18 protein-coding genes are annotated in these 21904 nt (G+C 70.8%); 6 read left to right on the top strand and 12 right to left on the bottom strand.

Annotation, left to right across the window (positions count from 1 at the left end; genetic code table 11):
• Positions 1-128: 128 nt before the first annotated feature.
• From AB4Z14_RS06285 to AB4Z14_RS06275, 3 genes are all read right to left on the bottom strand, one after another.
• Positions 129-2522 carry a caspase family protein gene (locus AB4Z14_RS06285; RefSeq protein ID WP_442274463.1) on the bottom strand — a complete coding sequence of 798 codons (2394 nt, stop codon included), beginning with the start codon at positions 2520-2522 and terminating at the stop codon, positions 129-131.
• Positions 2519-2899: an effector-associated constant component EACC1 gene (locus AB4Z14_RS06280; protein WP_442274462.1), complete on the bottom strand. Its 381-nt coding sequence runs from the start codon at positions 2897-2899 to the stop codon at positions 2519-2521. Before AB4Z14_RS06280 ends, AB4Z14_RS06285 begins: the two co-directional genes overlap by 4 nt.
• Before the next feature lie 122 nt (positions 2900-3021).
• Positions 3022-3462 carry an aromatic ring-opening dioxygenase LigA gene (locus AB4Z14_RS06275; RefSeq protein WP_442274461.1) on the bottom strand — a complete coding sequence of 147 codons (441 nt, stop codon included), beginning with the start codon at positions 3460-3462 and terminating at the stop codon, positions 3022-3024.
• Positions 3463-3736: 274 nt separating this feature from the next.
• Between AB4Z14_RS06275 and AB4Z14_RS06270 the strand changes: the two genes are divergently transcribed.
• On the top strand, positions 3737-6484 hold the full coding sequence (locus AB4Z14_RS06270) for a cation-translocating P-type ATPase (RefSeq protein WP_442274460.1): 2748 nt from the start codon (positions 3737-3739) through the stop codon (positions 6482-6484).
• Positions 6485-7179: 695 nt separating this feature from the next.
• Here the strand turns inward: AB4Z14_RS06270 and AB4Z14_RS06265 are convergent.
• On the bottom strand, positions 7180-8364 hold the full coding sequence (locus AB4Z14_RS06265; protein WP_442274459.1) for a hypothetical protein: 1185 nt from the start codon (positions 8362-8364) through the stop codon (positions 7180-7182).
• Between the two features lie 125 nt (positions 8365-8489).
• Entirely contained in the window at positions 8490-9155 is a 666-nt protein-coding gene (locus AB4Z14_RS06260) for an antitoxin (RefSeq protein ID WP_442274458.1), read from the bottom strand.
• Between the two features lie 133 nt (positions 9156-9288).
• On the opposite strand from AB4Z14_RS06260, the gene AB4Z14_RS06255 reads away from it, so the two are divergent.
• The 3 genes from AB4Z14_RS06255 to AB4Z14_RS06245 all read left to right on the top strand — a co-directional run bounded on the left by AB4Z14_RS06255 (position 9289) and on the right by AB4Z14_RS06245 (position 11429).
• A complete protein-coding gene (locus AB4Z14_RS06255) occupies positions 9289-9807 on the top strand; it encodes a peptidylprolyl isomerase (protein WP_435988039.1) in 519 nt (172 codons plus the stop codon).
• Positions 9808-9886: 79 nt separating this feature from the next.
• Positions 9887-10837 carry a rhomboid family intramembrane serine protease gene (locus AB4Z14_RS06250; protein WP_442274457.1) on the top strand — a complete coding sequence of 317 codons (951 nt, stop codon included), beginning with the start codon at positions 9887-9889 and terminating at the stop codon, positions 10835-10837.
• Positions 10838-10844: 7 nt separating this feature from the next.
• Complete coding sequence (locus AB4Z14_RS06245; protein ID WP_442274456.1) at positions 10845-11429, top strand: hypothetical protein; 585 nt, start codon at positions 10845-10847, stop codon at positions 11427-11429.
• 303 nt (positions 11430-11732) lie between these two features.
• Here the strand turns inward: AB4Z14_RS06245 and AB4Z14_RS06240 are convergent, their stop codons facing one another.
• Both AB4Z14_RS06240 and AB4Z14_RS06235 read right to left on the bottom strand, forming a co-directional pair.
• A complete protein-coding gene (locus AB4Z14_RS06240; RefSeq protein WP_056780519.1) occupies positions 11733-11984 on the bottom strand; it encodes a cell division protein CrgA in 252 nt (83 codons plus the stop codon).
• A 373-nt stretch (positions 11985-12357) separates the two neighbouring features.
• Positions 12358-12546: a hypothetical protein gene (locus tag AB4Z14_RS06235; protein ID WP_442274455.1), complete on the bottom strand. Its 189-nt coding sequence runs from the start codon at positions 12544-12546 to the stop codon at positions 12358-12360.
• 195 nt (positions 12547-12741) lie between these two features.
• Between AB4Z14_RS06235 and AB4Z14_RS06230 the strand changes: the two genes are divergently transcribed.
• Positions 12742-13551 carry a DUF881 domain-containing protein gene (locus AB4Z14_RS06230; protein WP_442274454.1) on the top strand — a complete coding sequence of 270 codons (810 nt, stop codon included), beginning with the start codon at positions 12742-12744 and terminating at the stop codon, positions 13549-13551.
• Between the two features lie 31 nt (positions 13552-13582).
• Positions 13583-14221, top strand: a complete 639-nt coding sequence (locus AB4Z14_RS06225) for an aminodeoxychorismate/anthranilate synthase component II (protein ID WP_442274453.1) — start codon at positions 13583-13585, stop codon at positions 14219-14221.
• 91 nt (positions 14222-14312) lie between these two features.
• Here AB4Z14_RS06225 and pknB read toward each other — a convergent pair whose 3' ends face one another.
• The 5 genes from pknB to AB4Z14_RS06200 form a co-directional block, all read right to left on the bottom strand.
• On the bottom strand, positions 14313-16163 hold the full coding sequence (gene pknB / locus AB4Z14_RS06220; protein ID WP_442274452.1) for a Stk1 family PASTA domain-containing Ser/Thr kinase: 1851 nt from the start codon (positions 16161-16163) through the stop codon (positions 14313-14315).
• 88 nt (positions 16164-16251) lie between these two features.
• Entirely contained in the window at positions 16252-17616 is a 1365-nt protein-coding gene (locus AB4Z14_RS06215) for a serine/threonine-protein kinase (protein ID WP_442274451.1), read from the bottom strand.
• A complete protein-coding gene (locus tag AB4Z14_RS06210; RefSeq protein WP_442274450.1) occupies positions 17613-19073 on the bottom strand; it encodes a peptidoglycan D,D-transpeptidase FtsI family protein in 1461 nt (486 codons plus the stop codon). Before AB4Z14_RS06210 ends, AB4Z14_RS06215 begins: the two co-directional genes overlap by 4 nt.
• Positions 19070-20467 (bottom strand): FtsW/RodA/SpoVE family cell cycle protein, encoded by a 1398-nt coding sequence (locus tag AB4Z14_RS06205; protein ID WP_082622729.1) that lies wholly within the window; start codon positions 20465-20467, stop codon positions 19070-19072. The genes AB4Z14_RS06210 and AB4Z14_RS06205 overlap by 4 nt, the downstream gene beginning before the upstream one ends.
• Complete coding sequence (locus tag AB4Z14_RS06200; protein WP_442274449.1) at positions 20464-21900, bottom strand: protein phosphatase 2C domain-containing protein; 1437 nt, start codon at positions 21898-21900, stop codon at positions 20464-20466. The genes AB4Z14_RS06205 and AB4Z14_RS06200 overlap by 4 nt, the downstream gene beginning before the upstream one ends.
• Between the last annotated feature and the right edge of the window lie 4 nt (positions 21901-21904).

The following is a 21904-nucleotide window of genomic DNA, read 5'->3' as shown; positions in this document are numbered from 1 at the left end:
ACGAGGTCGTTCATGCTCTCGGGGCTGGGTCATGGCGTGATGGAGCTGGCGCTTCGGGCGCGAGATCGTGCGATCGGTGCGTCCTGACGACATCGAGCGCGCGATCTGATGCGCGACGTCACGCCCGATCAGGTGGCGGGAGGTGTCGGTCCGTCGATCGACCCGTCGCGGAGCGCCGCTGCTGCCAGCAGGAGGAGCCCGCACGCGAAGGTCAGCACCGGGACGGCGTGTGGATCGCTATCCATGCGGTTGAGGTAGACCCACTCCGACACCGAGTAGCTCAGGGCGCCCACGGCCCAGCCGCCGAGCAGCGCCCGGCCCACGGCGGCCTCGAGCAGCACCGCGGACACGGTGAATGCCAAGGTCAACAGACCCCAGACCAAGGTCACAGCCCCCCAGTACGTCGAGGCCTGATCGGCGACATGGATGGCGTAGGCGATGAAGACGGCGGTCGTCGCGATGCCGAGGCACAGGGTCACGACCGAGCGCCAGGCACGCTGGTCGAACCGTCGGAACGGCACCCGTGTCCGTGACGCCACGGCCAGCAGGGTCCCGAGGGCCGTTGCGCCGACGAGGAGCTCACCGACCAACGCCACCAGCCAGCCGATGTCGACGCGGTCGGCGCCGGACGCGTTGAACACCCCGACGAGGGTGAGCGAGCCTGCACCGCAAGCGGCGCCGGTCGAGGTGAGCAGCGCCACCGCGACCGGGTCCCGGACCCGGGGCACGAGCATCGTGACCCCGGCGGTCAGAGCCAACAGGCCGCGAATGACGGCAGCGGGGATCTGCTCGCGGGCGTTGTCGGCGTAGGTCCCGCCGTCGAACCAGGGCAGGAAGATGGTCAGGAGGACGAGAAGCCCACCGAGGAGGGTCGCTCCACCCGCGACTCGTCGCCACGCAGGCGCCGTCGTGCGGTGTGCCGCGGCGGCCGTGACGGGGTCGGGCTGCGTGGAAGGGTCGCTGGGGACGGCACGCTCGTCGGGTGTCGCGGGTGTCGCGGGTGTAGCGGGTAGAGCGGATGGTTGGGGCGGGGATACCGACTCGGCTTCCGCCGGTGCCGCGGTCGGTCCCACGACGGTGGCCGACTCCCCCGACGCAGGTGCCGACACGGACGCGTCGTCGCGTGGTGTCTCGACCGGCCGGAGGCGTCGACCGACGAACTCCTCGTCATCGGGTCCGGAGTGGGAGGCGGGGTCCGTCACGCTGGCCGCGGTCGCTGCGGGCTCGGGCGGGTGTGGAGGTGACTCGAGGAACCCCGTCCGACGTCCGACCGAGGCGGTGACCGGCACGATGACGGACCCCGTCGGACTCGTCACGGTGATGCTGCCGGCATACGGCCTGTCGGTCGGCGAGAAGGTCACGGTCACGACGGAACCGTCCACGACAGCGCTGAGCGGAGGGTCGGCCTCGACGCGAACCTCTCGTGCCAGCGGCACGCCGGCCACGTGCAGCTCGCGCTCGACAGCGACCGCAGCCCCGAAGGCGATCTCGCCGAAGTCCAGGGCCGGAGGGTTGACCCGCGGTGCCGAGGCGTCGATGACGGCGGCGGCATCGTCGGCGACGGACTTCGTGTCGGCGCGGGCGACGGCCTGGAGCGCCTCGAGTGCGCCGAGCGCCACGCCCAGGTCGGGGTGTCCGAGCCGGTCGCGGAGCTCGACGACGGCACCGCGTCGGTAGGTCGGGTCGGGCTCACGCAGGGCCGCCACGATCGCCTCCGGGATCGGCGCCGGCCGCACCTTCTTGTGGCGGCTCTTCGCGAGGTAGACGTCGCCGGACATCTCGACGTCCCTCCCCGGCGTCTGACGGGGGTTCTGCTCCCGGACCCGGTCGAAGACGTAGTCGTAGAGCTCGCCCAGCGACACGAGGCCGTCCTCGTCGCGGTCCGCCTCGCCCGTCAGCAGCCCGTGCACGACCGCCGAGGTGAAGACCGAAGGCTGGACCTCGTGGTCGGTGGTCAGGGTCGTCCCCTCGAACGCGTACTCCATCGCGCTCGAGGCACTGATCACGGCTCGCCCACGGCCGCCTCCCAACCGCCCGGCCGGGAAGCTCTCCATGACGTTCACCGGTCCGGCCGCCCGAACCGCGACGCCCTCGCCGAAGGCACCGCCGTAGCAGCAGTCGAGGAAGAGCACGATGGTGCGAGCTCGCGCGGTGCGCATGCAGCGCTGGATGAAGTCGGCTGGCACCGCCGTGGATCCCAGCCGGTCCGGCCGGGTGTTGCGTGCCGCGACGAACAGCTCGCCCGAGTCGCTCTTGAGCCCGTGGCCCGAGAAGTGCAGGAGCAGCAGGTCGTCCGGGCGACTCTCGGTGAAGAGGTCGTCGATGTGCGACTGCACCTCGTAGGAGGCGGCGTTGTGCACGATCGACACCTCGAAGCCGCCGATCTCCGGGTCGCCGAGCACGGCCGCGAGGGCACGCGCGTCGGCCTCGGGGGCGCGCAGCTGGCCGAGGCTCGCGTGGTCGTAGGTGTCGTTGGCGATGATGAGCGCCCGCCGGGCGCCGGCTGCCGTGGTGTCGTTCATGGCGTCGGTGCGCCGTGCCGCGCCATGAAGACCCTGAGCAGGTCCTCCTGCTCGGCCGAGGTGGCCCCGGACAGCTCGATGACGTCGCCGCTGATCTCGAGCCGCACCGTCCTGGTCTCCTCGGGCGCCCGCCCGAGCCACGCCCGCACCGACGAGATGAGCCCTGCCAGGCCACCGGATCCGATCACGGCCACGGCCAGTGCGTTGACCGTCTCGGGGTCCAGCCCGCGCGAGCCTGGCTCAGGGGGTTCGGCAGGCGCCGCCGCGTCTTGCACGACGTCCAGTGCGTCGACGTGTCGCAGCTCCTGACGGAACTGTCGGTGCAGCAGGTCGACACGCGCGGCATCGGCCCCACGCTCGTGGAGCACCACGCTCATGCTCGTCACCATCGGCCCACCTCAGGGCGCCGGATCCCTTCACTCGATGGTAGCGGCGCAGGGCACGAGCGATACGGAGCTTCCCGCGAGTGCGGCAGAGCAGCGAGAGACCTCCCCGTGGCTCAGGGCGACGCGAGCTCTCGGGTGGGCGTCGCGGCGAGCGACCTGAGAGCCCATCCGATCAGCACGAGCACGATGCCCAGGACGACGGCCAGGACAGCCACGCCGAAGGCGACGACCGAGGTGAAGAGCGAGGCCCGCAGGAATGACGCCTGCATGGCCGTCGTCCGCGCGGGATCGTCCTTTTCGAGCTCGGCATAGGTCTTGCCCCCGGTGGCCTCGAGGGCGTGCTTGTTGATCACCTGCGCCTGGGCGTAGGCGGTGAAGGGCCCGGTGACGTCCTGGCCAGCCAGGAAGTCGGCGTCCTGCGACACCGTGATCTTCTCGGCCGCGAGCTGGTTGTCGACGACGATCCAGGTGACGACGCCCGCCACCGCGAAGATCACCCCGACGATCGCGACGATGATGCCGATGGTTCCCGCTCGTTGTGCCCCGCGCGCCATGGGAGTCCCCTTTCGTTGTCTGATCTCGACCCGCCCAGTCTCTCGGGGGTCCACGCCCGATGGGGTCACTCCTGGGGGGTGAGAGCGCCCGGGGGCCGTGCTCTCGGGAGGGTCGGGCGCGAGCGGAGGTCGCCCCGAGGGGGTGATCCGTGGTCCGCCTCTCATCCGTAGCGTCAGACCAGCATCCATCGTCACGACGGCCAGACGGAGGGTGCCATCTTCACCACGTCGGAGAGACGCCGGGACGGTCGTCATAAGCCTGAAGGAGCCCATCGTGACCTCACAGATCCGAACAGAGACGTCGGAGGCGGATCCGGCACGCGATGGGACCGTGTGGCACGTGCTCGGCGCCGACGAAGTGCTGCGACGCATCGGTGCCGACGCGGCGAGCGGTCTCACGTCGGCCGAGGTGGACGACCGGACCCGGCGCTTCGGCCCCAACCGGTTCACGGCCGCGACGTCGGAGACCGGGCTGCACGCGTTCCTGCGCCAGTACGCCGACCCGATGCAGGTCGTCCTCCTGGTGGCGGGGATCGGGAGCCTGTATCCCCTCAAGGAGGTGGGGACCGGCGTCCTGCTGCTCCTGCTCACCGTGTTCAACGCCGTGCTCGGCCTACGCCAGGAGGGCAAGGCCGCCGCCGCGGTCGCCGCACTCCAGAAGATGATGATCATCAAGGCCAGGGTCATGCGGGACGGGCAGCTGTCGCAGCTGCCCGCCGAGCAGCTGGTGCCCGGAGACATCGTCGCGATCGAGGCAGGCGACATCGTCCCGGCCGACGGGCGGTTGCTCCGCGCTGCGACCCTCGAGGTCGCCGAGTCCGCGCTGACGGGTGAGAGCCTGCCCGTGTCGAAGGGCACGGCAGCCGTGGAGCAGCCGGAGACGCCCCTCGGGGACCGCAGCGACATGGTCTACATGAACACCAGTGTCACGCGAGGTTCCGGCGTGTTCGTCGTCGTCGCCACCGGGATGGCCACCGAGGTCGGCCACATCTCGGGCATGTTGCAGGCCACGGAGGAGGTCAAGACCCCCCTCACGCGGCAGCTCGATGCCCTGACCCGTCAGATCTTCCTCATCGCCGGCGTGGCCCTTCTCGTGTCGGTGATCCTCAACCTCGCGCGGGGCGAGACCTTCACCGCCATCTTCCACGCGGCGGTCGCCTTCGCCATCGGCGCTCTGCCCGAGAACATGCCGGCCGTGGTCACCACGATCCTCGCCTACGGCACCCAGGCGCTGGCCAAGGTCGGCGCGATCATGAAGCGTCTGCAGTCCACGGAGACCCTGGGCTCCACCTCCGCGATCAACTCCGACAAGACCGGCACGCTCACGCTCAACGAGATGACGGCCGTCCAGATGGCCCTCGTCGGTCGGCGCTACTCCATCGAGGGCTCCGGCTACTCACCTCAGGGGCAGATCACCCGTGTGGCTGGTCAACGCGAGATCGAGCTGGACCCGTTCCTGCTTCCGATGGTTCTTGCTTCCGACGCGGTCCTGGACAGCGGCGCCCTCATCGGTGACCCCACCGAGGGGGCTCTGGTCGCGCTGGCCGCCAAAGGCGGTGTGGACGCCGTGGCCACCCGTCAGGCGTACCCGCGCGTCGCCGAGCTACCGTTCGACGCCGCGTACAAGCTGATGGCCACCTTCCACCGCATGACCGACGAGTCCGGCACCGAGGTCGTCCGGTGTTTCGTCAAGGGCGCCCCCGACGAATTGCTGGCGCGAGCCGCCTTCGTCCACGACGCCGACACGGGCCCCGTACCGGTCGACGCGAATGTCCGAGACCGCTACCTCGCCGAGAACGCCCGCCTCGGTCAGGAGGGCCTCCGCGTGCTGGCCACGGCACGCAAGGACTTCGACGCCTCGACCTTCGACTCCGGTGCGGACCTGCTCCCGCTCGTGTCGGAGGGTCTGGAGCTGATGGCGCTGGTCGGGATCGTCGACCCGCCCCGGCCCACGGCGAAGGCCTCGATCGCGTCGGCTCGTGGTGCTGGCATCAGGGTGCGGATGATCACGGGAGACCACGCCGTGACGGCCGGCGCCATCGCCCGCCAGCTCGGCATCGAGGGGGGCGTCATGACGGGGGCCGAGTTCGCCGGCCTCGACGACGACCAGGTCCTCGGCCGGATCGACGAGGTCGGGGTCATCGCCCGGGTGACGCCGGAGGACAAGGTCAGACTCGTCGACCTGCTGAAGCGACAGGGACACATCGTGGCGATGACCGGTGACGGCGTCAACGACGCGCCCGCGCTGAAGAAGGCGGACATCGGCATCGCGATGGGGATCACCGGCACCGAGGTCGCCAAGGACGCGGCGGTCATGGTCCTCACCGACGACAACTTCTCCTCGATCGTCAAGGCCGTGGAGCTGGGTCGGGGGCTCTACGACAACCTCGTGAAGTACATCCGGTTCCAGATGGGCTGCCTCTTCGGCTTCATCGTCTCCTTCCTCGGTGCGGCCATCCTCAACATCGCCGGCGGGGTCCCGTTCCTCCCGCTGCAGACGCTGTGGATCAACTTCACGACGATGCTGTTCCAGGCGATCGGCCTGGGCTACGGCGAACCCGGTGCCGGACTCATGGAGCGGCGCCCGCGAGACCCGGAGGAACCCATCCTGTCCCGACCGACGATGCTCTGGCTCGTCACCATCGGCGTCGTCATGGGCGCTGCGACCTTGGCCACCATCGCGTGGGCCGAGAGCGCCTACGGCCGTCCCGTCGCGCTGACCATGGGTGTCGTGACCTTCTCGTTGGCCTGCCTGGTGTTCTCCCTCGCCACCAGGGACGAGGCCCGCACCGTCTTCAGCCTCGACACCCTGGCCGACAAGACGCTGGTTCGGTGCACCGCGGCGACGGTGGTCACCCTCCTGCTGACCACCGTCTTCGCGCCGCTGCAGACCTTCCTCGGGACCGTCGCGCTGAGCACCACGCAGTGGCTGGTCTGCGCTGGTGCCCCGCTGCTCGTGCTGGCTGCCTCCGAGCTGAGGGTCCTGGTCCGCCGCAGGCGGACCGGCGTCATCGCTGCATGACGACGTCCGGTTCGAGATCATCACGGCCGCGTTGACACGCGCGCATCACCTCGAACCGGGCCCGACCCGGCGGCGGCTAGCTCGCCGGCGCCGTCCAGCGCTGGGTCGCCGCACCGGTGTCGGTCACCTGGACGACCTTGCCGGCGCCGTCGACCGCGAGCGACAGCCCGCTGTGCTTGGCCGTCAGCTTCAGCTGGGTGCCCGATCAGTCAGCCTCTGGGGGTGGGACCGTAGAGGTGGGCGAAAAGGGGCGTCCGGAGTTCGGGGCACATCCGACAGTCCTGGACGATCTCCGTCCTGCTCGGGAGCCTACAGCGAATCCACGGGATCTTCCTCTGGCGCAACCCCGGCTCTGGTGCCATGCTCGGTGGTGCAGCAAGTCCCCGAGTCCCTTCAGGGACACCGGAGCTCGTGGGTGTGATGCGTGGAAGGAACCGAACTGACGCGCTTGATGTGATGCAATCTTCATCGAGCCCCTCGCGCAACCAGCCGGACAGGGTCTAGACTGGTGGTAGCGAAGGGTTGGGCCCGCACGAACCGCGCCCAGCCCTTCTGCATGTGCTGGCTCGCTCTGTCCCCCTGTCGGAGCGAGCCAGCTCAAGCAGAGAAGGACCCGGATGCCCACGGCATCCGGGTCCTTCTCTGTGTGCCCCCGGTCCGGCGCCGGGCCCCGAGGGGACCGGCACCGGAGGGTGTCACTTCGTGCTGTCGCCGTTCTCCTGCGCGAGCTTGGCCTTGGCCGAGCCACGCGGGGACGACTTCGTCGAGGCGCCGTTGATCGTGCCGCCCTCGACCGCATCGGACGTGATCGCGTCGGAGTCGGGCGCGGCGTCGACCGCCGTGACCTCACCCTCGGCGGTCGCGGGTGCACCCGCGAGCTCGTCCACCGCGTCGGTCGTCGCGTCGGTCGTCGCGTCGGTCACGTCGTCGACGGCCTCGCCGGAGCGGTCCTTCGCGTCGGCGATGGCGGCCTGGCCCTTGGCGGCGAGGTCGCCGGCCTTGTCCTTCGCGGCGTCGGCGAGCTCCGAACCCTTCTCCTTGGCCTTGCTCGCGGCGTCGGTGACGGCGACCTTGGCGTGGCCGACCTGCTCGGCTGCCTTGTCCTTGAGCGTCGCCGCGTCGGAAGCCAGGGCCGAGGTCGTCGAGCCACCGGCGCCGGCGCCGGCGCGCGAGTCGAGCGGCGTGGCCCACGGGTCGTCGGCCTGCTTCTGCTTGCGGAAGGCCGCGACGGCGGCGACGGTGGCGGCGGTCAGGCCGACGGCGATGAGCCACCTGCCCCTGCTCCGACGCTTCTTGGCGACCGCGTCACCCTTGAGCACGTAGTAGGCGCCGTGGGCGCGCTGGCCACCGACCGCAGCCGTCTCCTTGGCCTGGACGGCTGCCTGCTCGAGGTGCGGCTGGGCCGCCTCGCGAGCCTGCTCGGCGCCGGCCGCGAGGGCGGCTGCGGCGGTCGCGATGGCCGCGCCGACCTTGGGCAGCACCGTGTCGACGAGCGTCGACTGGGCGGCCTCCACCTTCGGCTTGGCGCGGTCGGCCGCCTCATGGAGCGCGTCGCCCGCGGCGTCCTTGGCCGTGGCCGCAGCGTCGTAGAAGCGCTCACGGGCCGTGTCGGTTGCGTCCTGGAGCGCCGGCGCCGCCGCCTCCTTGGCCGCCACGAGCCGCTCACGCGCTGCATCGGCGGCATCCTGGACAGCCGGCGTCGCAGCGTCCTTCGCGGCATACGCGCGATCCTTGGCGGCCGCGGCGGCATCGCTCGCGGTGTCAGCGGCGCTGGTTTTCAGCGTGCCGATCCGGTCACCTGCCGCCGAGCCGAGATCGGCTGCTGCGGAGCGTGCCTGGTCAACTGCAGCCTCAGTGCGGGACTGCTTGGTTCGGAACATACGTCCTCCTAAGTCCACTCGTCCTTACCCATCCTGCCAACTTCGGCCACTCACCGCACGGTTGCCTGCCGTGCGTGGACGCAATCGTCACCGATCGGGATCGCGTATGCCGTCACGCGCTCCGTTCAGCTCGTGGTGTCGTGGGGCGGTCGGGGCACGTGCGGGGCGGCGTCGGCGTCCTCGGGAGCCGGGGCGCCCGGGTGCGCGGCCGGAGCCGTCGGCGGGTGGTCGAGACCGAGGACGGTGTCCTCGAGGGTCGTGTCGGTGAGCGCCTCGCGGGTCGGGACCGGCACGTCGCCGGCGGCGGCGTCGAAGCCGCGCTCGTCGACCGGCGTCGGACGGTCGATCGGGGTCGGGGCCTCGAGCGGGCTGGCCGACACCGGGGCCGGGGCGTCGGGGTCGACCGGGAAGGGCTCGCCGCCCGTCACGTCCGTGGCTCCCGCCGCAGCGGCAGCGCCCGTGGCGGTCGACGGTCCCGAGGCGTGACCCTCGGCGACCTTGTCGACGCCGCGGCCGACGTGCTCCTTGACCTTGGCCACCTTGTCGGCGTACTTGCCCTCGGTCTTCTCGTCGATCTTCGTCGTGGCCGTCTCGACGTAGCCGTCGATCTTCTCGCGGTTCTGCGCGGTGTAGTCACCCGCCTTCTCACGCGCCTGCTTCGCCGCCTGCGTGGCCGCGTCCTGCAGTTGCTTGGCCTTGGTCTCGAGGTCGAGCTCCTCGGCCTTCTTCTTCAGCTTGTCCATGAACGACATCGGCACTCCGTCCTGCGCCGGCTCCGGGCCGGCTGTCATCGGGTCGCGTCCTCGACTGCTGTGAGGATGATCCTTCTCCTAGGCCAACGGTGGGTCCACCCCCAGCGTTCCGCCACCCTGCCGCATACCCGCCCGGACGGCATACGTGCTCGGTCGTGCGAGGATTGGGCCCATGAAGGCAACCCTGCACACGAACCACGGTGACATCGTCATCGACCTCTTCGAGCACCAGGCCCCGAAGACCGTGGAGAACTTCGTCGGTCTCGCCAAGGGCGAGAAGGAGTACAAGGACGACGCCGGTCGGACCAACCCGACCCCGTTCTACGACGGACTGATCTTCCACCGCATCATCCCGAACTTCATGATCCAGGGCGGCTGCCCGATCGGTCAGGGGTTCGGCGGTCCGGGCTACGCGTTCGACGACGAGATCAGCCCCGACAAGGACTTCACCAAGCCCTACATCCTCGCCATGGCCAACGCCGGCAAGCGCATGGGCAAGGGCACCAACGGCTCGCAGTTCTTCATCACCACCGCTGCGACGACCTGGCTCCAGGGCAAGCACACGATCTTCGGTGAGGTCGCCGACCAGGCGTCCCGCGACGTCGTCGACACGATCGGTGCCGTCGCCACCGGCGCCAACGACAAGCCCGTCGAGGACGTCGTCATCAACTCGGTCACCATCGAGGACTGAGCTTCGGCTCCACCGCACGACAGCACCACCCGCATCACCGCACCACCGCCCACGGACGTGACCGGCAGGGGGACTCCCGTTGTCTGACAACCCACCCAACGGCCAGCAGGGTCAGCCCCCGCTCGAGCCGGGGGTTCCGCAGCCCGCTGCCGGTCCGTCCGTGTGCCCGCGCCACCCCGACCGGGAGGCCTACGTCCGCTGCCAGCGCTGCGGCCGGCCGGCGTGCCCGGAGTGCCAGCGCCCGGCCGCCGTCGGTATCCAGTGCGTCGACTGCGTCCGCGAGGCCGCCCGCACGACGCCGAGCGCGCGCACCGTCTTCGGTGGGCGGGCGACCGACGGCACGCCCGTCGTCACCTACACGATCATCGCGATCTGCGCCGTCGCCTACCTCGCGCAGCGGGCCAACCCGAGCGTCACGCAGAACTTCGCGTTCGCGCCGGTCGTCGGGTGGACCGAGCCGTGGCGCTTCGTCACCGCGGCCTTCCTGCACTCGCCCGCGACGATCTTCCACATCCTGCTCAACATGTTCGCGCTGTGGAGCCTCGGGCAGTACCTCGAGCCGATGCTCGGTCGGGCCCGGTTCGCGGCGCTCTACCTCATCAGCGGCATCGGCGGACAGGTCGCCGTGACGCTCCTCGCGGGATCGCCGACGATCCCGGGTCTGCGGGCCGGCCTCGACGACGCGTGGCTCACCCCGGTCGTCGGCGCGTCCGGCGCGATCTTCGGACTCTTCGGCGCGCTCCTCGTGCTCAACCGGCACCTCGGACGCTCCTCGGCGGCGATGTACGCGACGATCGCCATCAACGCGGCCTTCGGCTTCTTCTACCCCGGCATCTCGTGGCAGGCCCACCTCGGCGGCCTCGTCACCGGCGTCGTCTGCGCCGGCGTCATCGTCGTCTTCCGACGACAGGGTGTACGCCATCTCGTGTGGGCCGCGCTCACCGCCGTCCTCGTGCTGCTCGTCGCCGTCACCGTCGTCAAGTACCTCACCGTGCCCGAGGCCATCCGCGAGCTCAGCATCTTCGGCTGAGGTCGCCGTGCACCTCGTCTGCGTCACCGGCCCGCCGGCCGTCGGCAAGATGACGGTGGGCCGTGCCGTGTGCGACCTGACGGGCTTCCGGCTCTTCCACAACCACATGTCGATCGAGCCGCTGCTCGGGGTCTACGACTTCGGCACGCCCTCGTTCCAGCGGATCAACGGCCTGATCCGCCGCGAGCTCATCGCCGAGTCGGTCGTCGCCGACCTGCCCGGCCTCGTCTTCACCTTCGCCATCGACCTCGACCACCCCGGCGACCTCGCGCAGCTGCATGAGCTCGTCGAGCCGGTCGAGCGAGCCGGCGCGCCGATCGACGTCGTCGAGCTCTACGCGCCCCAGGACGTGCGGCTGGCCCGCGAGGGTGGCACTGACCGGATGGATCACAAGCGCAGCAAGCGCGACGTCGAGTGGGCCCGTTCCCACGTCGTCGACCTCGAGTCGCGGGCCCGCCTCAACACCGACCCCGCACGGGACGGCGAGCAGCTGCTGCCGGGTCACCGTCACCTGCGCCTGGACAACGCGCACGGAGACGCCCGCGCCACCGCCGAGCGAGTCGTCGACGAGCTCGGGCTGCCGCGGCTCTGACGGCCGTCGGGTGCTTCTCCACCACGGGGAGCCGAGAGTTGTCCACCGGGTGTGGATAAGCCTGTGGATGTAGTTACACATGTGTCATTCATCCCCAGTTGGGGACAACTGTGTGGATAAGTCGGGCGATCCGCGCTGGAGGTTGTGCACGGCCGCCATCCACAGCTGTGGACGTGAAAGCCGTACGCCGGCTGTCCACAGGTGTGGACAGCCGGCGCCCAGTGGGGTGTGTGCAAAGGGCCGCTCCGTCGTGATGACAGGAGCGGCCCTCAGGATGCGGGTCGGTGCGGGCTTCGGTGGGGCTCAGCGCCACCGCATCGTCATGATGAAGCCGCCCATGAGCAGGACGAAGCCGATGCCGAGGTTCCAGACCCCGATGGATCCGATGGGGTACTTGTACTCGGTCACGTAGTAGACGACGATCCACAGCAGCCCGAGGACGAGCAGCGTGATGAAGACGGGCGCCCACCAGGTGGGGTTGGGCTCGGCGGCCTTGCTCGTGCGGGGCGGGGTGTATGCCGCCGCCTTGTGGTCGCGGCCTTTGGACTCGGGCACTGCGTTCTCCTTGCTCTGAGTTGAGGCAAGGGTAACCAATGACGCGCTCGGCGTCCCCGTGCAGGCGTGCCGGCACGGTGATCGGGGCGATGCCCTCGGACGGACCGGTCTGTCCTGTTGCCCCCTGCGCTCGGCGGTGCCCCTCGAGAACGTCTCGAGGGGCACCCCGACGGGTGCCTCGGACGTCGACGGCGAGCGGGCGGATGCGCCCCCTGTCTGCGCCCCGCCCGCCGCCGATCCACACCCGGTGACCGGGTCGAGGATGACAGGCGCAGGCCCGCGTGTCGCGTCTGCGCTTCCTCTGTTGCACGAACCTGCAGGACGGGGTGCGTCCATCGAGTTGACCTGAGTCCTGAACCGGGCATGCTGGCAGTCACGGACAGCAGATCAAGGGACGATGCGATGACCAGCCCGATGTCGGGTTCCGGGCCGAGCAGTTCGAGCGCAACCTGGCGACCGCGGTCGAGCCGCTGACCCGCCGCTCGGTCTGGTCGATCCAGCCGATCATGAACTTCGACCCGGTCGACGGCAGCCGCACGATGAACGGGGTCTCGGTGCGCACCGTCGCGGGCCGAGATCTCCCACCTCGTCACCCAGCTCGGCGCGCCCAACCGCGCCGCGGCGACGCTCGCCCTCCGCGGAGGCACCCAGACCAGCGAGCTCTCCCCCTACGCGCCCGACCTCCGGTCGGTCCACGAGCCGTGACGAGGCACAATGGAGGCGGCGCGGAGGGTCCGCGCGAGCGAGGACACGAGTCATGACGGACGCCGAGCAGCCCGAACCGGAGACGTTCGACGACGCTGTCGCTGCCGACGACGCAGCAGTGTCTCCCGCGCCCTCCCGCCGCCGACCCCGTCTGACGTGGGGGCTGGTCGTCCCGGTGGTCATGGCCTCCGCCGGCGTGATGTTCGCGATGAGCTTCCAGACCGCGCAGGGCCGAGACCTCCGCGCCGACCGCGACCTGCCCCAGCTCATCATGGAGGGTGACTCGCGCGTCGCCGAGAAGGCGAGCGTCCTCGACGGTCTCCAGAAGGAGGTCGAGGCGCTCTCGAAGACGAACGCCCCCACCGACGAGCACCTCTCGAGCCTGACCCGCGCCGCCGACGAGCTCGCCGCCCCCGCCGCGACGACGAAGGTCCGGGGCGCCGCCCTCGAGGTGACCCTCGACGACGCGAAGCGCACCGCCGACTCCCTGCCCGACGGCTTCACCGCCGACGACATCGTCGTGCACCAGCAGGACGTCCAGGCCGTCGTCAACGCGCTCTGGACCTCGGGCGCCGAGGCGATGATGATCCAGGACCAGCGGGTCATCTCGACGAGCGCCGTCCGCTGCGTCGGCAACACCCTCATCCTCCAGGGCCGCGTCTACGCCCCGCCCTACCGGATCACCGCCATCGGCGACATCGACCGCATGCAGCAGGGACTCGACGCCGACGCCTCCGTCAACATCTACAAGCAGTACGTCGACGCCGTCGGTCTCGGCTACGCCCTGCACACGCACAGCTCGATCGAGTTCCCGGCATACTCGGGCTCGGTCGACTTCCAGTACGCGTCACCGATCCGCTGAGCGCGCCCCACCACCCCTCTGAGGCCCCCGCATGACCAGCCCCACCCGCATCCTCGTCGTCGACAACTACGACAGCTTCGTCTACACGATCGTCGGCTACCTCGAGCAGCTCGGCGCCGAGTGCACCGTCGTGCGCAACGACGCCGTGCCGGCGACCGACGCCGCGACCTACGACGGCGTGCTCGTCTCGCCCGGCCCGGGCACTCCCGAGGATGCCGGGGTGTCGATGGACATCATCCGCGAGTGCGCCCGCATCGGGAAGCCGATGTTCGGCGTGTGCCTCGGGCACCAGGCGCTCGGCGTCGTGGCCGGTGCGGTCGTCGGGCGGGCACCGGAACTGCTCCACGGGAAGACGTCGCTCGTGCACCACGACGGCACCGGCGTCCTCGAGGGCCTGCCGAGCCCCTTCACCGCCACCCGCTACCACTCGCTGACCATCGACCCGGCGACCCTGCCCGACGAGCTCGTCGCCACCGGCAGCACCGACTCGGGCCTCGTCATGGCGGTGCGCCACCGCGACCTGCCGCTGCACGGGGTGCAGTTCCATCCCGAGAGCGTCCTGACCGAGGGCGGCCACCGGATGCTCGCGAACTTCCTCGCGCTCTGCGGCGACACCGGCGCCGTGCAGCGCTCTGTGGGGCTCAGCCCCCTCGTGACCGCCGCCGTCTGACGCGACGCTCGACCCGGCATACGGCACCACGTGTGACGAAGGGCCCCTCCCGCTCGGGAGGGGCCCTTCGTCGTATGCCTGGTGCTGACCGCTAGGGGGTCGGCGGCGGGGTCGTCGTCCCCGGGGCCGTCGTCGTCGTGCTGGGCGGCGGGGGCGTCACCGTGACGGTCGCCGTCTGGTTCGGGGTGCGCGCGACCTTGACGGTGATCTGGGTGCCGATCTTGACGACGTCGCCGGCCCGGTCGACGGAGAGCACCTCGTCGGGGTTCTTGTCGGAGTCGACGGTCTCCTTGACCGGGTTGAGCCCGGCGTTCTGCAGTGCCACGGCGGCGAGGGCCCAGTCCTGGCCGACGAGGTTGTCGGGCACCTTGACGTTGCCGGTCGCGTAGAAGATCTTGATCTTCGAACCCTTGGGGACGACGGACTGGGCGGCCGGCTCGGTCTTCGTCACCTTGTTCTTCGCCTGGTCCGGGGTGTTCTCCTCCTGGAAGCCCGACACGACGAAGCCCTGCTTCTCCAGCTCGGCGCGTGCGTCGTCCTTGTTGAAGCCGGTGACGTCGGTCACGGTGAGGTTGTCGGGACCGGTCGACACGAGGTACCTGACGACCGACTGCTCCGCGATCCTCGTCCCCGGCTTGGGGTCCTGGCTGATGACGTCACCCTCGGTGACCGTCGTGCTCGCTGCCGGGGACTTCTCACCGCGGAGACCGTTCGTCGCCAGGGTGCGCGCCGCGACGTCCTCCTTCATGCCCTCGATCGTCGGCACCGCGACGAGCGTCACGCTCGGCGTCTGGTTGCCGAACCACTTGACGCCGCCCCAGCCGACGAGGGCGAGGAGGGCGATGACGAGCCCGGTGATGAGCACCGCCTTGCCCGTGCCGCCCTTCCGGTCGTCCTGCTCCAGCTCGTCGTGGCCGACGGCAGGCAGGCCCGCGGTGTTCGCGTAGCGCTCGCTCCGGGAGGTGACGGGGGCCTGCACGGCGGTCGGGGTGCCCGGTGCGGCATACGCCTGCGGGAGGGTCTGGGTGGCGGCGGCGCCCACGGCGGCCGCGGTGCCGAGGGCCGCGGCGCTGATCTGGCGGCCGAGCCGGACGTTCTCGAGGTCGTCCCGGAAGGCCGTGGCGTCCTGGTAGCGGGCCTCGCGGTCCTTGGCGAGGGCGTGCAGCGTCACGGCGTCGAGGTCACCGGCGACGGCGTCGTTGAAGACGCTCGGCGGCTGCGGGAGCTCGCCGACGTGCTGGTAGGCGATCGCGACCGGCGAGTCCCCGGTGAAGGGCGGGCGGCCGGCGAGCAGCTCGAACAGGAGGCACCCGGTCGAGTAGAGGTCGGACCGCTCGTCGACCGTCTGGCCCTGGGCCTGCTCGGGCGAGAGGTACTGCGCGGTGCCGACGACCGACTGGGTCTGGGTCATCGTCGCGGCCGTGTCGGCGATCGCCCGGGCGATGCCGAAGTCCATGACCTTGACGTGGCCACCGGTCGTGATCATGACGTTGGCCGGCTTGATGTCGCGGTGGACGATGCCCATCCGGTGGCTGTAGGCCAGGGCGTCGAGGATGCCCTCGGTGACGCGGATCGCCTCGGCCGGCTGGAGCTGCTGCTGGTCGGTCAGCTGCTGGCGCAGCGTCTCGCCGTCGACGTACTCCATGACGATGTAGGGCAGGGTCGTCCGCGTGCCGTTGGGGCCCTCGACGACGCTGTCGTCCTCGCCCGAGTCGAAGATCGCGACGATCGCCGGGTGGTTGAGTCCGGCGGCCGACTGCGCCTCGCGCCGGAAACGCATGAGGAAGTTCGCGTCGCGGGCGAGGTCCGAGCGCAGCATCTTGATCGCGACCTGACGACCGAGCCGGGTGTCGTGGCCCAGGTGGACGTCGGCCATGCCGCCCCGACCGATGAGCTCGCCGACCTCGTAGCGTCCGCCGAGGACACGGGGTGCGGTGCTCACGTCGTTGGCCTCTGCTCGTTCGGGTGCTGGGTCATCCTGGTCCACTCGTCGGGCGCCTGGATCGCGCTGCTCGGGCTGGTCGGTCATGTCACTTCACCTTGCCCTTTCCCTTGCCCTTGCCGGCATGGGCATGGTGCGGCTTGGTGCTCGTCTGCTGCGTGGCGGCGGTGGCCTTCGTCGCCGTGCGGGTCGGCGCGGCCGTCGTCGTCGCCCGGGAGGCGCTCGCGGTCGGAGTCGTGGTCGGAGTCGTGGTCGGGGTCGTGGTCGGAGCCGCGGACGTGGCCGGAGTGGTGGTCGCGGGGGGCGTCTGGCGGGCCGCGGGGCTCGCGGCGGCGCCGTTCATGACGCTGCCGAGCGCGAAGGCGCCCCACGCCACGAGGGCGACGGCCGGGACGGCCAGCCAGACCCAGCGACGTCCCGCCGAAGGCTCCGTGACGGTCTCCGAGGGACGCGCGAACGGACCACGACGGTCGGCGCCGACGAGCTCCCGTGCTGCAGCGACGAGTCCGGCCGCAGCGCCACCGGCGCGGCCGGCTCCCGCAACCGGTGTCCCGGCCAGCGCGCGGGTCGGGTCGGCGGCGGGGATGACCGTCGTGGAGTCGACCGCCGCCGGGGGCGGCGTGACCCCGGGCAGGGACCCGAGCGGCACCCCGGCGGCCTCGGCCACCGCGCGCGCGTCGGCCGGGCGGTCGGACGCGGACTTCGCGAGGCACGCGTCGACGACCTCCCGCAGGTCGAGGGGCACCGTCGAGGGCAGCTCGGGCGGCGGGTCGTTGACCTGCGCGATCGCGGTCGCCACGGGCGTGCCCATGTCGAAGGGCTTGCGGCCGGTGATCATCTCGTGCGCCACGACGCCGAGGGAGTAGATGTCGCTCGAGGCCGTCGCCGGCTCGCCGAGGGCCTGCTCCGGGCTGATGTAGTCGGGAGTGCCCAGCACCTCGCCGGTCAGCGTGTGCCCCGACCCGTCACCGACCCGGGCGATCCCGAAGTCGGTGAGCTTGGCCTGCCCCTCGGGCGTGACGATGATGTTGGCGGGCTTGACGTCGCGGTGCACGACGCCGGCCTCGTGGGCCGCCGACAGGGCCAGGGCCGCCTGGCCCAGCAGCGAGCGCACCTCCTCGGCCGGCATGCCGCCGTCTCTCTCGCGGATGATCTCGCCGAGCGTGCGTCCCGGCACGAGCTCCATGACGAGGTAGGCCGTGCCGTCCTCCTCGCCGTAGTCGAAGACGGACGCGATGTTGGGGTGGTGGAGCGAGGCGCTGCCCCGGGCCTCGTCGCGGAAGCGCTCGAGGAACGCGTCGTCCTCGGGGCCCTGCGGGCGCATGACCTTGACGGCGACGGGACGCCGGAGCACCTCGTCGGTGGCCTCCCAGACGGTGCCCATGCCGCCCGAGGCGATGGCCGTGCCGAGGGTGTAGCGACCGCCGAGGGTCGCGCCGGTGGAGAGGGTCATCGGCCCAGCACCGCCTCCATGACCTGGCGGGCGATCGGGGCGGCGACGCGGCCACCGCCGATCTCGCTGCCCGTGACGCCGCCGTCCTCGACGACGACGGCGACGGCGATCTTGGCGTCGGTGGCCGGCGCGAACGAGATGAACCACGCGTGCGGGGGCTTGCCCGGGTCGTGCTGTGCGGTGCCGGTCTTGCCCGCGACCTCGACGCCGTCGATCTGCGCCCGAGCGCCGCTGCCGTGGTCGACGACGGAGACCATCATCTTGGTCAGGGTCGAGGCGGTCTGCTCGGACGTCGCCTGCGACAGCTCCACCGGGTCGGGCGTCGACTCGATGATGTCGAGGTTGGGGCTGCGCACGGAGTCGATGAGGTAGGGCGTCATGACCCGGCCCTGGTTGGCGATGCCGGCCGCGACCATGGCCATCTGGAGCGGCGTGGTGCGCACGTCGTACTGCCCGATGGCGGCCTGTGCGGCCTGCGGCGCGTTGAGGTCGGCCGGGACCGAGCTCACCGAGACGCGCATCGGGATCTGGAGGGCGTCACCGAAGCCGAACTTCGCGGCCTGGGCGCGGATCTTCTCGCCGCCGAGCTCGAGCCCCAGGGAGCCGAACGCCGTGTTGCAGGAGATCTCGAGCGCGTGGATGAGCGTCGTCTTGTCGCCCGGCCCGCAGGCGCGGCCGTCCTCGTTGGGCAGGTTGGTGCTCGTCAGCGGCAGGTCGAGCTCGGCCGGCCCGGGGACGGAGGAGTTCTCGTCGCTCACGACGCCGTTCTCGAGCGCGGCGGCTGCCGTGATGACCTTGAAGGTCGACCCGGGAGGGTAGACGCCGTTGATGGTGCGGTTGAGGTAGGACTTGTCCTTGTCGTTGGACAGCGTCTGCCAGGCCTTGGACGCCTTGGTGAGGTCGTGGCTCGAGAGCGGGTTGGGGTCGTAGGACGGGTGGCTCACCATCGCGAGGATCGCGCCGGTCTTCGGGTCGAGGGCCACGACGGCGCCCTTGTTGTCGCCGAGGGCCTTGTCGGCCGCCGCCTGCGCCTTCGGGTCGATCGTCAGCTCGAGCGTCGCGCCAGCGGTCTTGCGGCCCGTGATGAGGTCGGTGACGCGCCGCACGAAGAGGGTGTCAGCGTCGCCCGAGAGCAGGTCGTCGGAGGCGTGCTCGAGACCGTAGGGGGCGCCGACGGCATACGAGTAGAAGCCGGTCATCTGGGCGTACAGCTCGTCCTGGGGGTAGGTGCGCAGGAAGCGGTACTGGTCCTGGACGGGCACCGACTTCGCGACGGCCTGGCCGCCGACGATGATCGACCCGCGCTCGCGGGAGTAGCTGTCGAGCAGGGTGCGCTTGTTGGACGCCATGCCGTTGAGCGTCTTCGCCTGCGTGAACTGCACCATCGTCGCCGCGACGAGGAGGGCGGTGAAGAGCGCGGCGATGACCACGGACAGGCGGCGGATGGGGGTGTTCACGTCAGCCTCACCACCTGGGTCACCTCGGCCGGGGCCGGCTCGTCGGCGGCGACACCCACGGGGATCTCGGGCATCGGCCTTCGGGCCTGGTCGGAGATGCGCAGCAGCAGCGCCATGATCACCCAGTTCGCGAGCAGGGACGAGCCACCGAGCGACATGAAGGGCGTCGTGAGGCCGGTCAGCGGGATGACCCGCGTGACGCCGCCGATGACGATGAAGAGCTGGAAGGCGACGGAGAAGGACAGGCCGATGGCGAGCAGCTTGCCGAAGCCGTCACGCACGCCGAGGGCGGTGCGGATGCCGCGCTCGCAGAAGATGAGGTAGAGCACGATGATCGCGACGGACCCGAAGAGGCCGAGTTCCTCCCCGAGGCTCGGGAAGATGAAGTCGCTCTCGGCGAAGGACGTAAGGTAGGGCCGGCCCGCGCCGAGCCCGGTGCCGGTGAGACCGCCGGAGGCCATGCCCCAGAGGCCGTTGGCCAGCTGGTTGGACCGCTCGAGGTTGTCCGGCGAGAACGGGTCGAGCCACAGGTCGACGCGCTTCTGGAAGTGCGTGAAGGCCGACAGGGCGAAGGCGACGGCCGCGGCGAAGAGCAGCAGGCCGATGGCGATCCACGAGACGCGCTCGGTGGCGACGTAGAGCATCGCGACGAAGAGACCGAAGAAGAGGAGCGCCGAACCGAGGTCCTTCTGGAAGACGAGGACGAGCAGCGCGAGCACCCACGCGACGAGGATCGGGCCGAGGTCGCGCCCGCGCGGAAAGGTGAAGCCGAGGACCTTCTTGCCGGCGAGGGAGAGCACGTCACGGGTCTGCACGAGGTAGCCGGCGAAGAAGATCGCGAGGGCGATCTTGGCGAACTCCCCCGGCTGGAAGTTGAGCGGGCCGATCGAGATCCAGATCTGGGAGCCGTTGATCGTGCGGCCGATGCCGGGGACGAGCGGCAGCAGGAGCAGCACGAAGCCGACCGCCATCGTCACGTAGGTGTAGCGGCGGAGCAGTCGGTGGTCGCGCAGCACGAAGAGGACGGCCACGGCGAGGGCGACGGCGAGCGTCGTCCAGATGATCTGGCGGTAGGCGTCGCCGTCGGTGCCGAGCTTGCCGCGGGCGAGGTCGAGGCGGTGGATCATGACGAGCCCGAGCCCGTTGAGCACCGTCGTGATCGGCAGGAGCACCGGGTCGGCGTAGGCCGCCTTCCAGCGCAGCACGAGGTGGACCGCGAGCACGAGCGCGGTGAAGCCGCCGGCGATCGGGATGATGTTGGCCGGCACCGTGCCGTTGCGGTTGAGGTCGGTCGTGACCCAGGCGAGCAGCACGATGCCGATCGCGAGGATGAGGAGCATCAGCTCCGCGCCGCGGCGCGTCCGCGGGGTGAGGGGCTCGACGGTCGTCGTCACGCGAGGCTCCCCAGGGGAGCCACGAGGCGGACGGCGGACGCGGCCACGGCCGGCGGCGTCGTGATCGACGGGTTCGGGCGCGACGTCGACGGCCGCGGGATCGGCAGCGTCGTGCTCGGGCTCGGCGTCGTCGGGGGTGTCGTGGGCACCGGCGTCGGTGTCGGCGACGTGCCGCACGGCGTACCGGCGGCGGCGAGGCGCTGGCAGCGCTCCGCCTCGCCGCGCAACGCCGCGACCTTGATGAGTGCGTCGGCGAGGTCGCGGGCGGGGATCGTGTTGCCGACCGAGGCCTGGACGTCGCTCGGCAGGTCGGAGACGAGGACGTCGGACGGCGACTCGACGTGGGAGAGGCTGATCGGTCCGAGGTCCTGGGAGACGCCGCGGAAGATCGCGACGTGCGCTCCGTCGGTCGCGACGTAGTACTGCTTCTGCGACCAGGCCCAGGCGGCATACCCGCCGCCGACGAGGATCGCGGCGACGACGATGACGCCGATGGTGCGCAGCACGATCTTGGAGCGGCGCGAGCGCGTGTGGTCCTCGGCGAGCTCGAGCGAGTCGTCGTCGGGCTCGGCCCGGCCCGTGGCCTCGCGCGAGAGCGCCGCGGCCTTCTCGGCAGGGCTCGTCGGGATCGCGCGCGTCCGGTTGCGCATGCGCTTGCCGGCCGCGCCGACGACCTGGGGGACGGTGGTGGGGAGGTCATCGCCGTCGGCGTCGACGACCTCGGCGACGATGACCGTGACGTTGTCGCGGGTGCTGGCCTTGAGGGCGACCTCGATGCACCGGTCGGCGGCCTCGTCGGGCGTGCGCGCCTCACGGAGGATCTCCTCGATGACGTCGGCGCCGACGAAGTCGGACAGGCCGTCGGAGCAGAGCAGGAAGCGGTCGCCGATCTTGGCCTCGCGCAGCGAGGTGTCGGGCTCGTCGTCGGGCTGGCCGGTCATGACCCGGGTCACGACCGAGCGCTGCGGGTGGTGGCCCGCGTCCTCCTTGGAGATGCGGCCCTCGTCGATGAGCTGCTGGACGAAGGAGTGGTCCTTCGTGATCTGCGAGAACGTGTCGCCGCGGAGCATGAACGCCCGCGAGTCGCCGATGTGCGCCATGGCGAGCTTGTTGCCGGTGCGCAGCATGACGATGGTCGTGCTGCCCATGCCGGCGAGGTCGGCGTTCTCCCGCATCGCCTTGGTGAGCTTGGCGTTCGCCGCGTGGAGCGCCTCCTCGAGGAGCGGGATCGCCTGGTCGGCGGTCACGTCCTCCTCGTCGAGCGGGGCGAGCTCGCCGACGATCATCGAGCTGGCGACGTCGCCTGCGGCGTGGCCGCCCATGCCGTCGGCGAGCACGAGCAGGTTGGGCCCGGCATATCCCGAGTCCTCGTTGCGGGACTTGGGTCCCAGGCCGAGGTCGGAGCGCGCGGCATAGCGCAGAGCGATGGCCATCCGG

Source organism: Terrabacter sp. 2TAF16, from assembly GCF_052115065.1.
Lineage (GTDB): Bacteria > Actinomycetota > Actinomycetes > Actinomycetales > Dermatophilaceae > Terrabacter.
This window is presented reverse-complemented; position numbering and strand designations above follow the sequence as displayed.

Coding starts and splice junctions, on each gene's coding strand:
- AB4Z14_RS06200 (WP_442274449.1), bottom strand. CDS start 21,900: ATGGCCATCGCTCTGCGCTATGCCGCGCGCTCCGACCTCGGCCTGGGA.
- AB4Z14_RS06230 (WP_442274454.1), top strand. CDS start 12,742: ATGACGGACGCCGAGCAGCCCGAACCGGAGACGTTCGACGACGCTGTC.
- AB4Z14_RS06225 (WP_442274453.1), top strand. CDS start 13,583: ATGACCAGCCCCACCCGCATCCTCGTCGTCGACAACTACGACAGCTTC.
- AB4Z14_RS06285 (WP_442274463.1), bottom strand. CDS start 2,522: ATGAACGACACCACGGCAGCCGGCGCCCGGCGGGCGCTCATCATCGCC.
- AB4Z14_RS06265 (WP_442274459.1), bottom strand. CDS start 8,364: ATGTTCCGAACCAAGCAGTCCCGCACTGAGGCTGCAGTTGACCAGGCA.
- AB4Z14_RS06275 (WP_442274461.1), bottom strand. CDS start 3,462: ATGGCGCGCGGGGCACAACGAGCGGGAACCATCGGCATCATCGTCGCG.
- AB4Z14_RS06255 (WP_435988039.1), top strand. CDS start 9,289: ATGAAGGCAACCCTGCACACGAACCACGGTGACATCGTCATCGACCTC.
- AB4Z14_RS06215 (WP_442274451.1), bottom strand. CDS start 17,616: ATGACCCTCTCCACCGGCGCGACCCTCGGCGGTCGCTACACCCTCGGC.
- AB4Z14_RS06280 (WP_442274462.1), bottom strand. CDS start 2,899: ATGAGCGTGGTGCTCCACGAGCGTGGGGCCGATGCCGCGCGTGTCGAC.
- AB4Z14_RS06260 (WP_442274458.1), bottom strand. CDS start 9,155: ATGACAGCCGGCCCGGAGCCGGCGCAGGACGGAGTGCCGATGTCGTTC.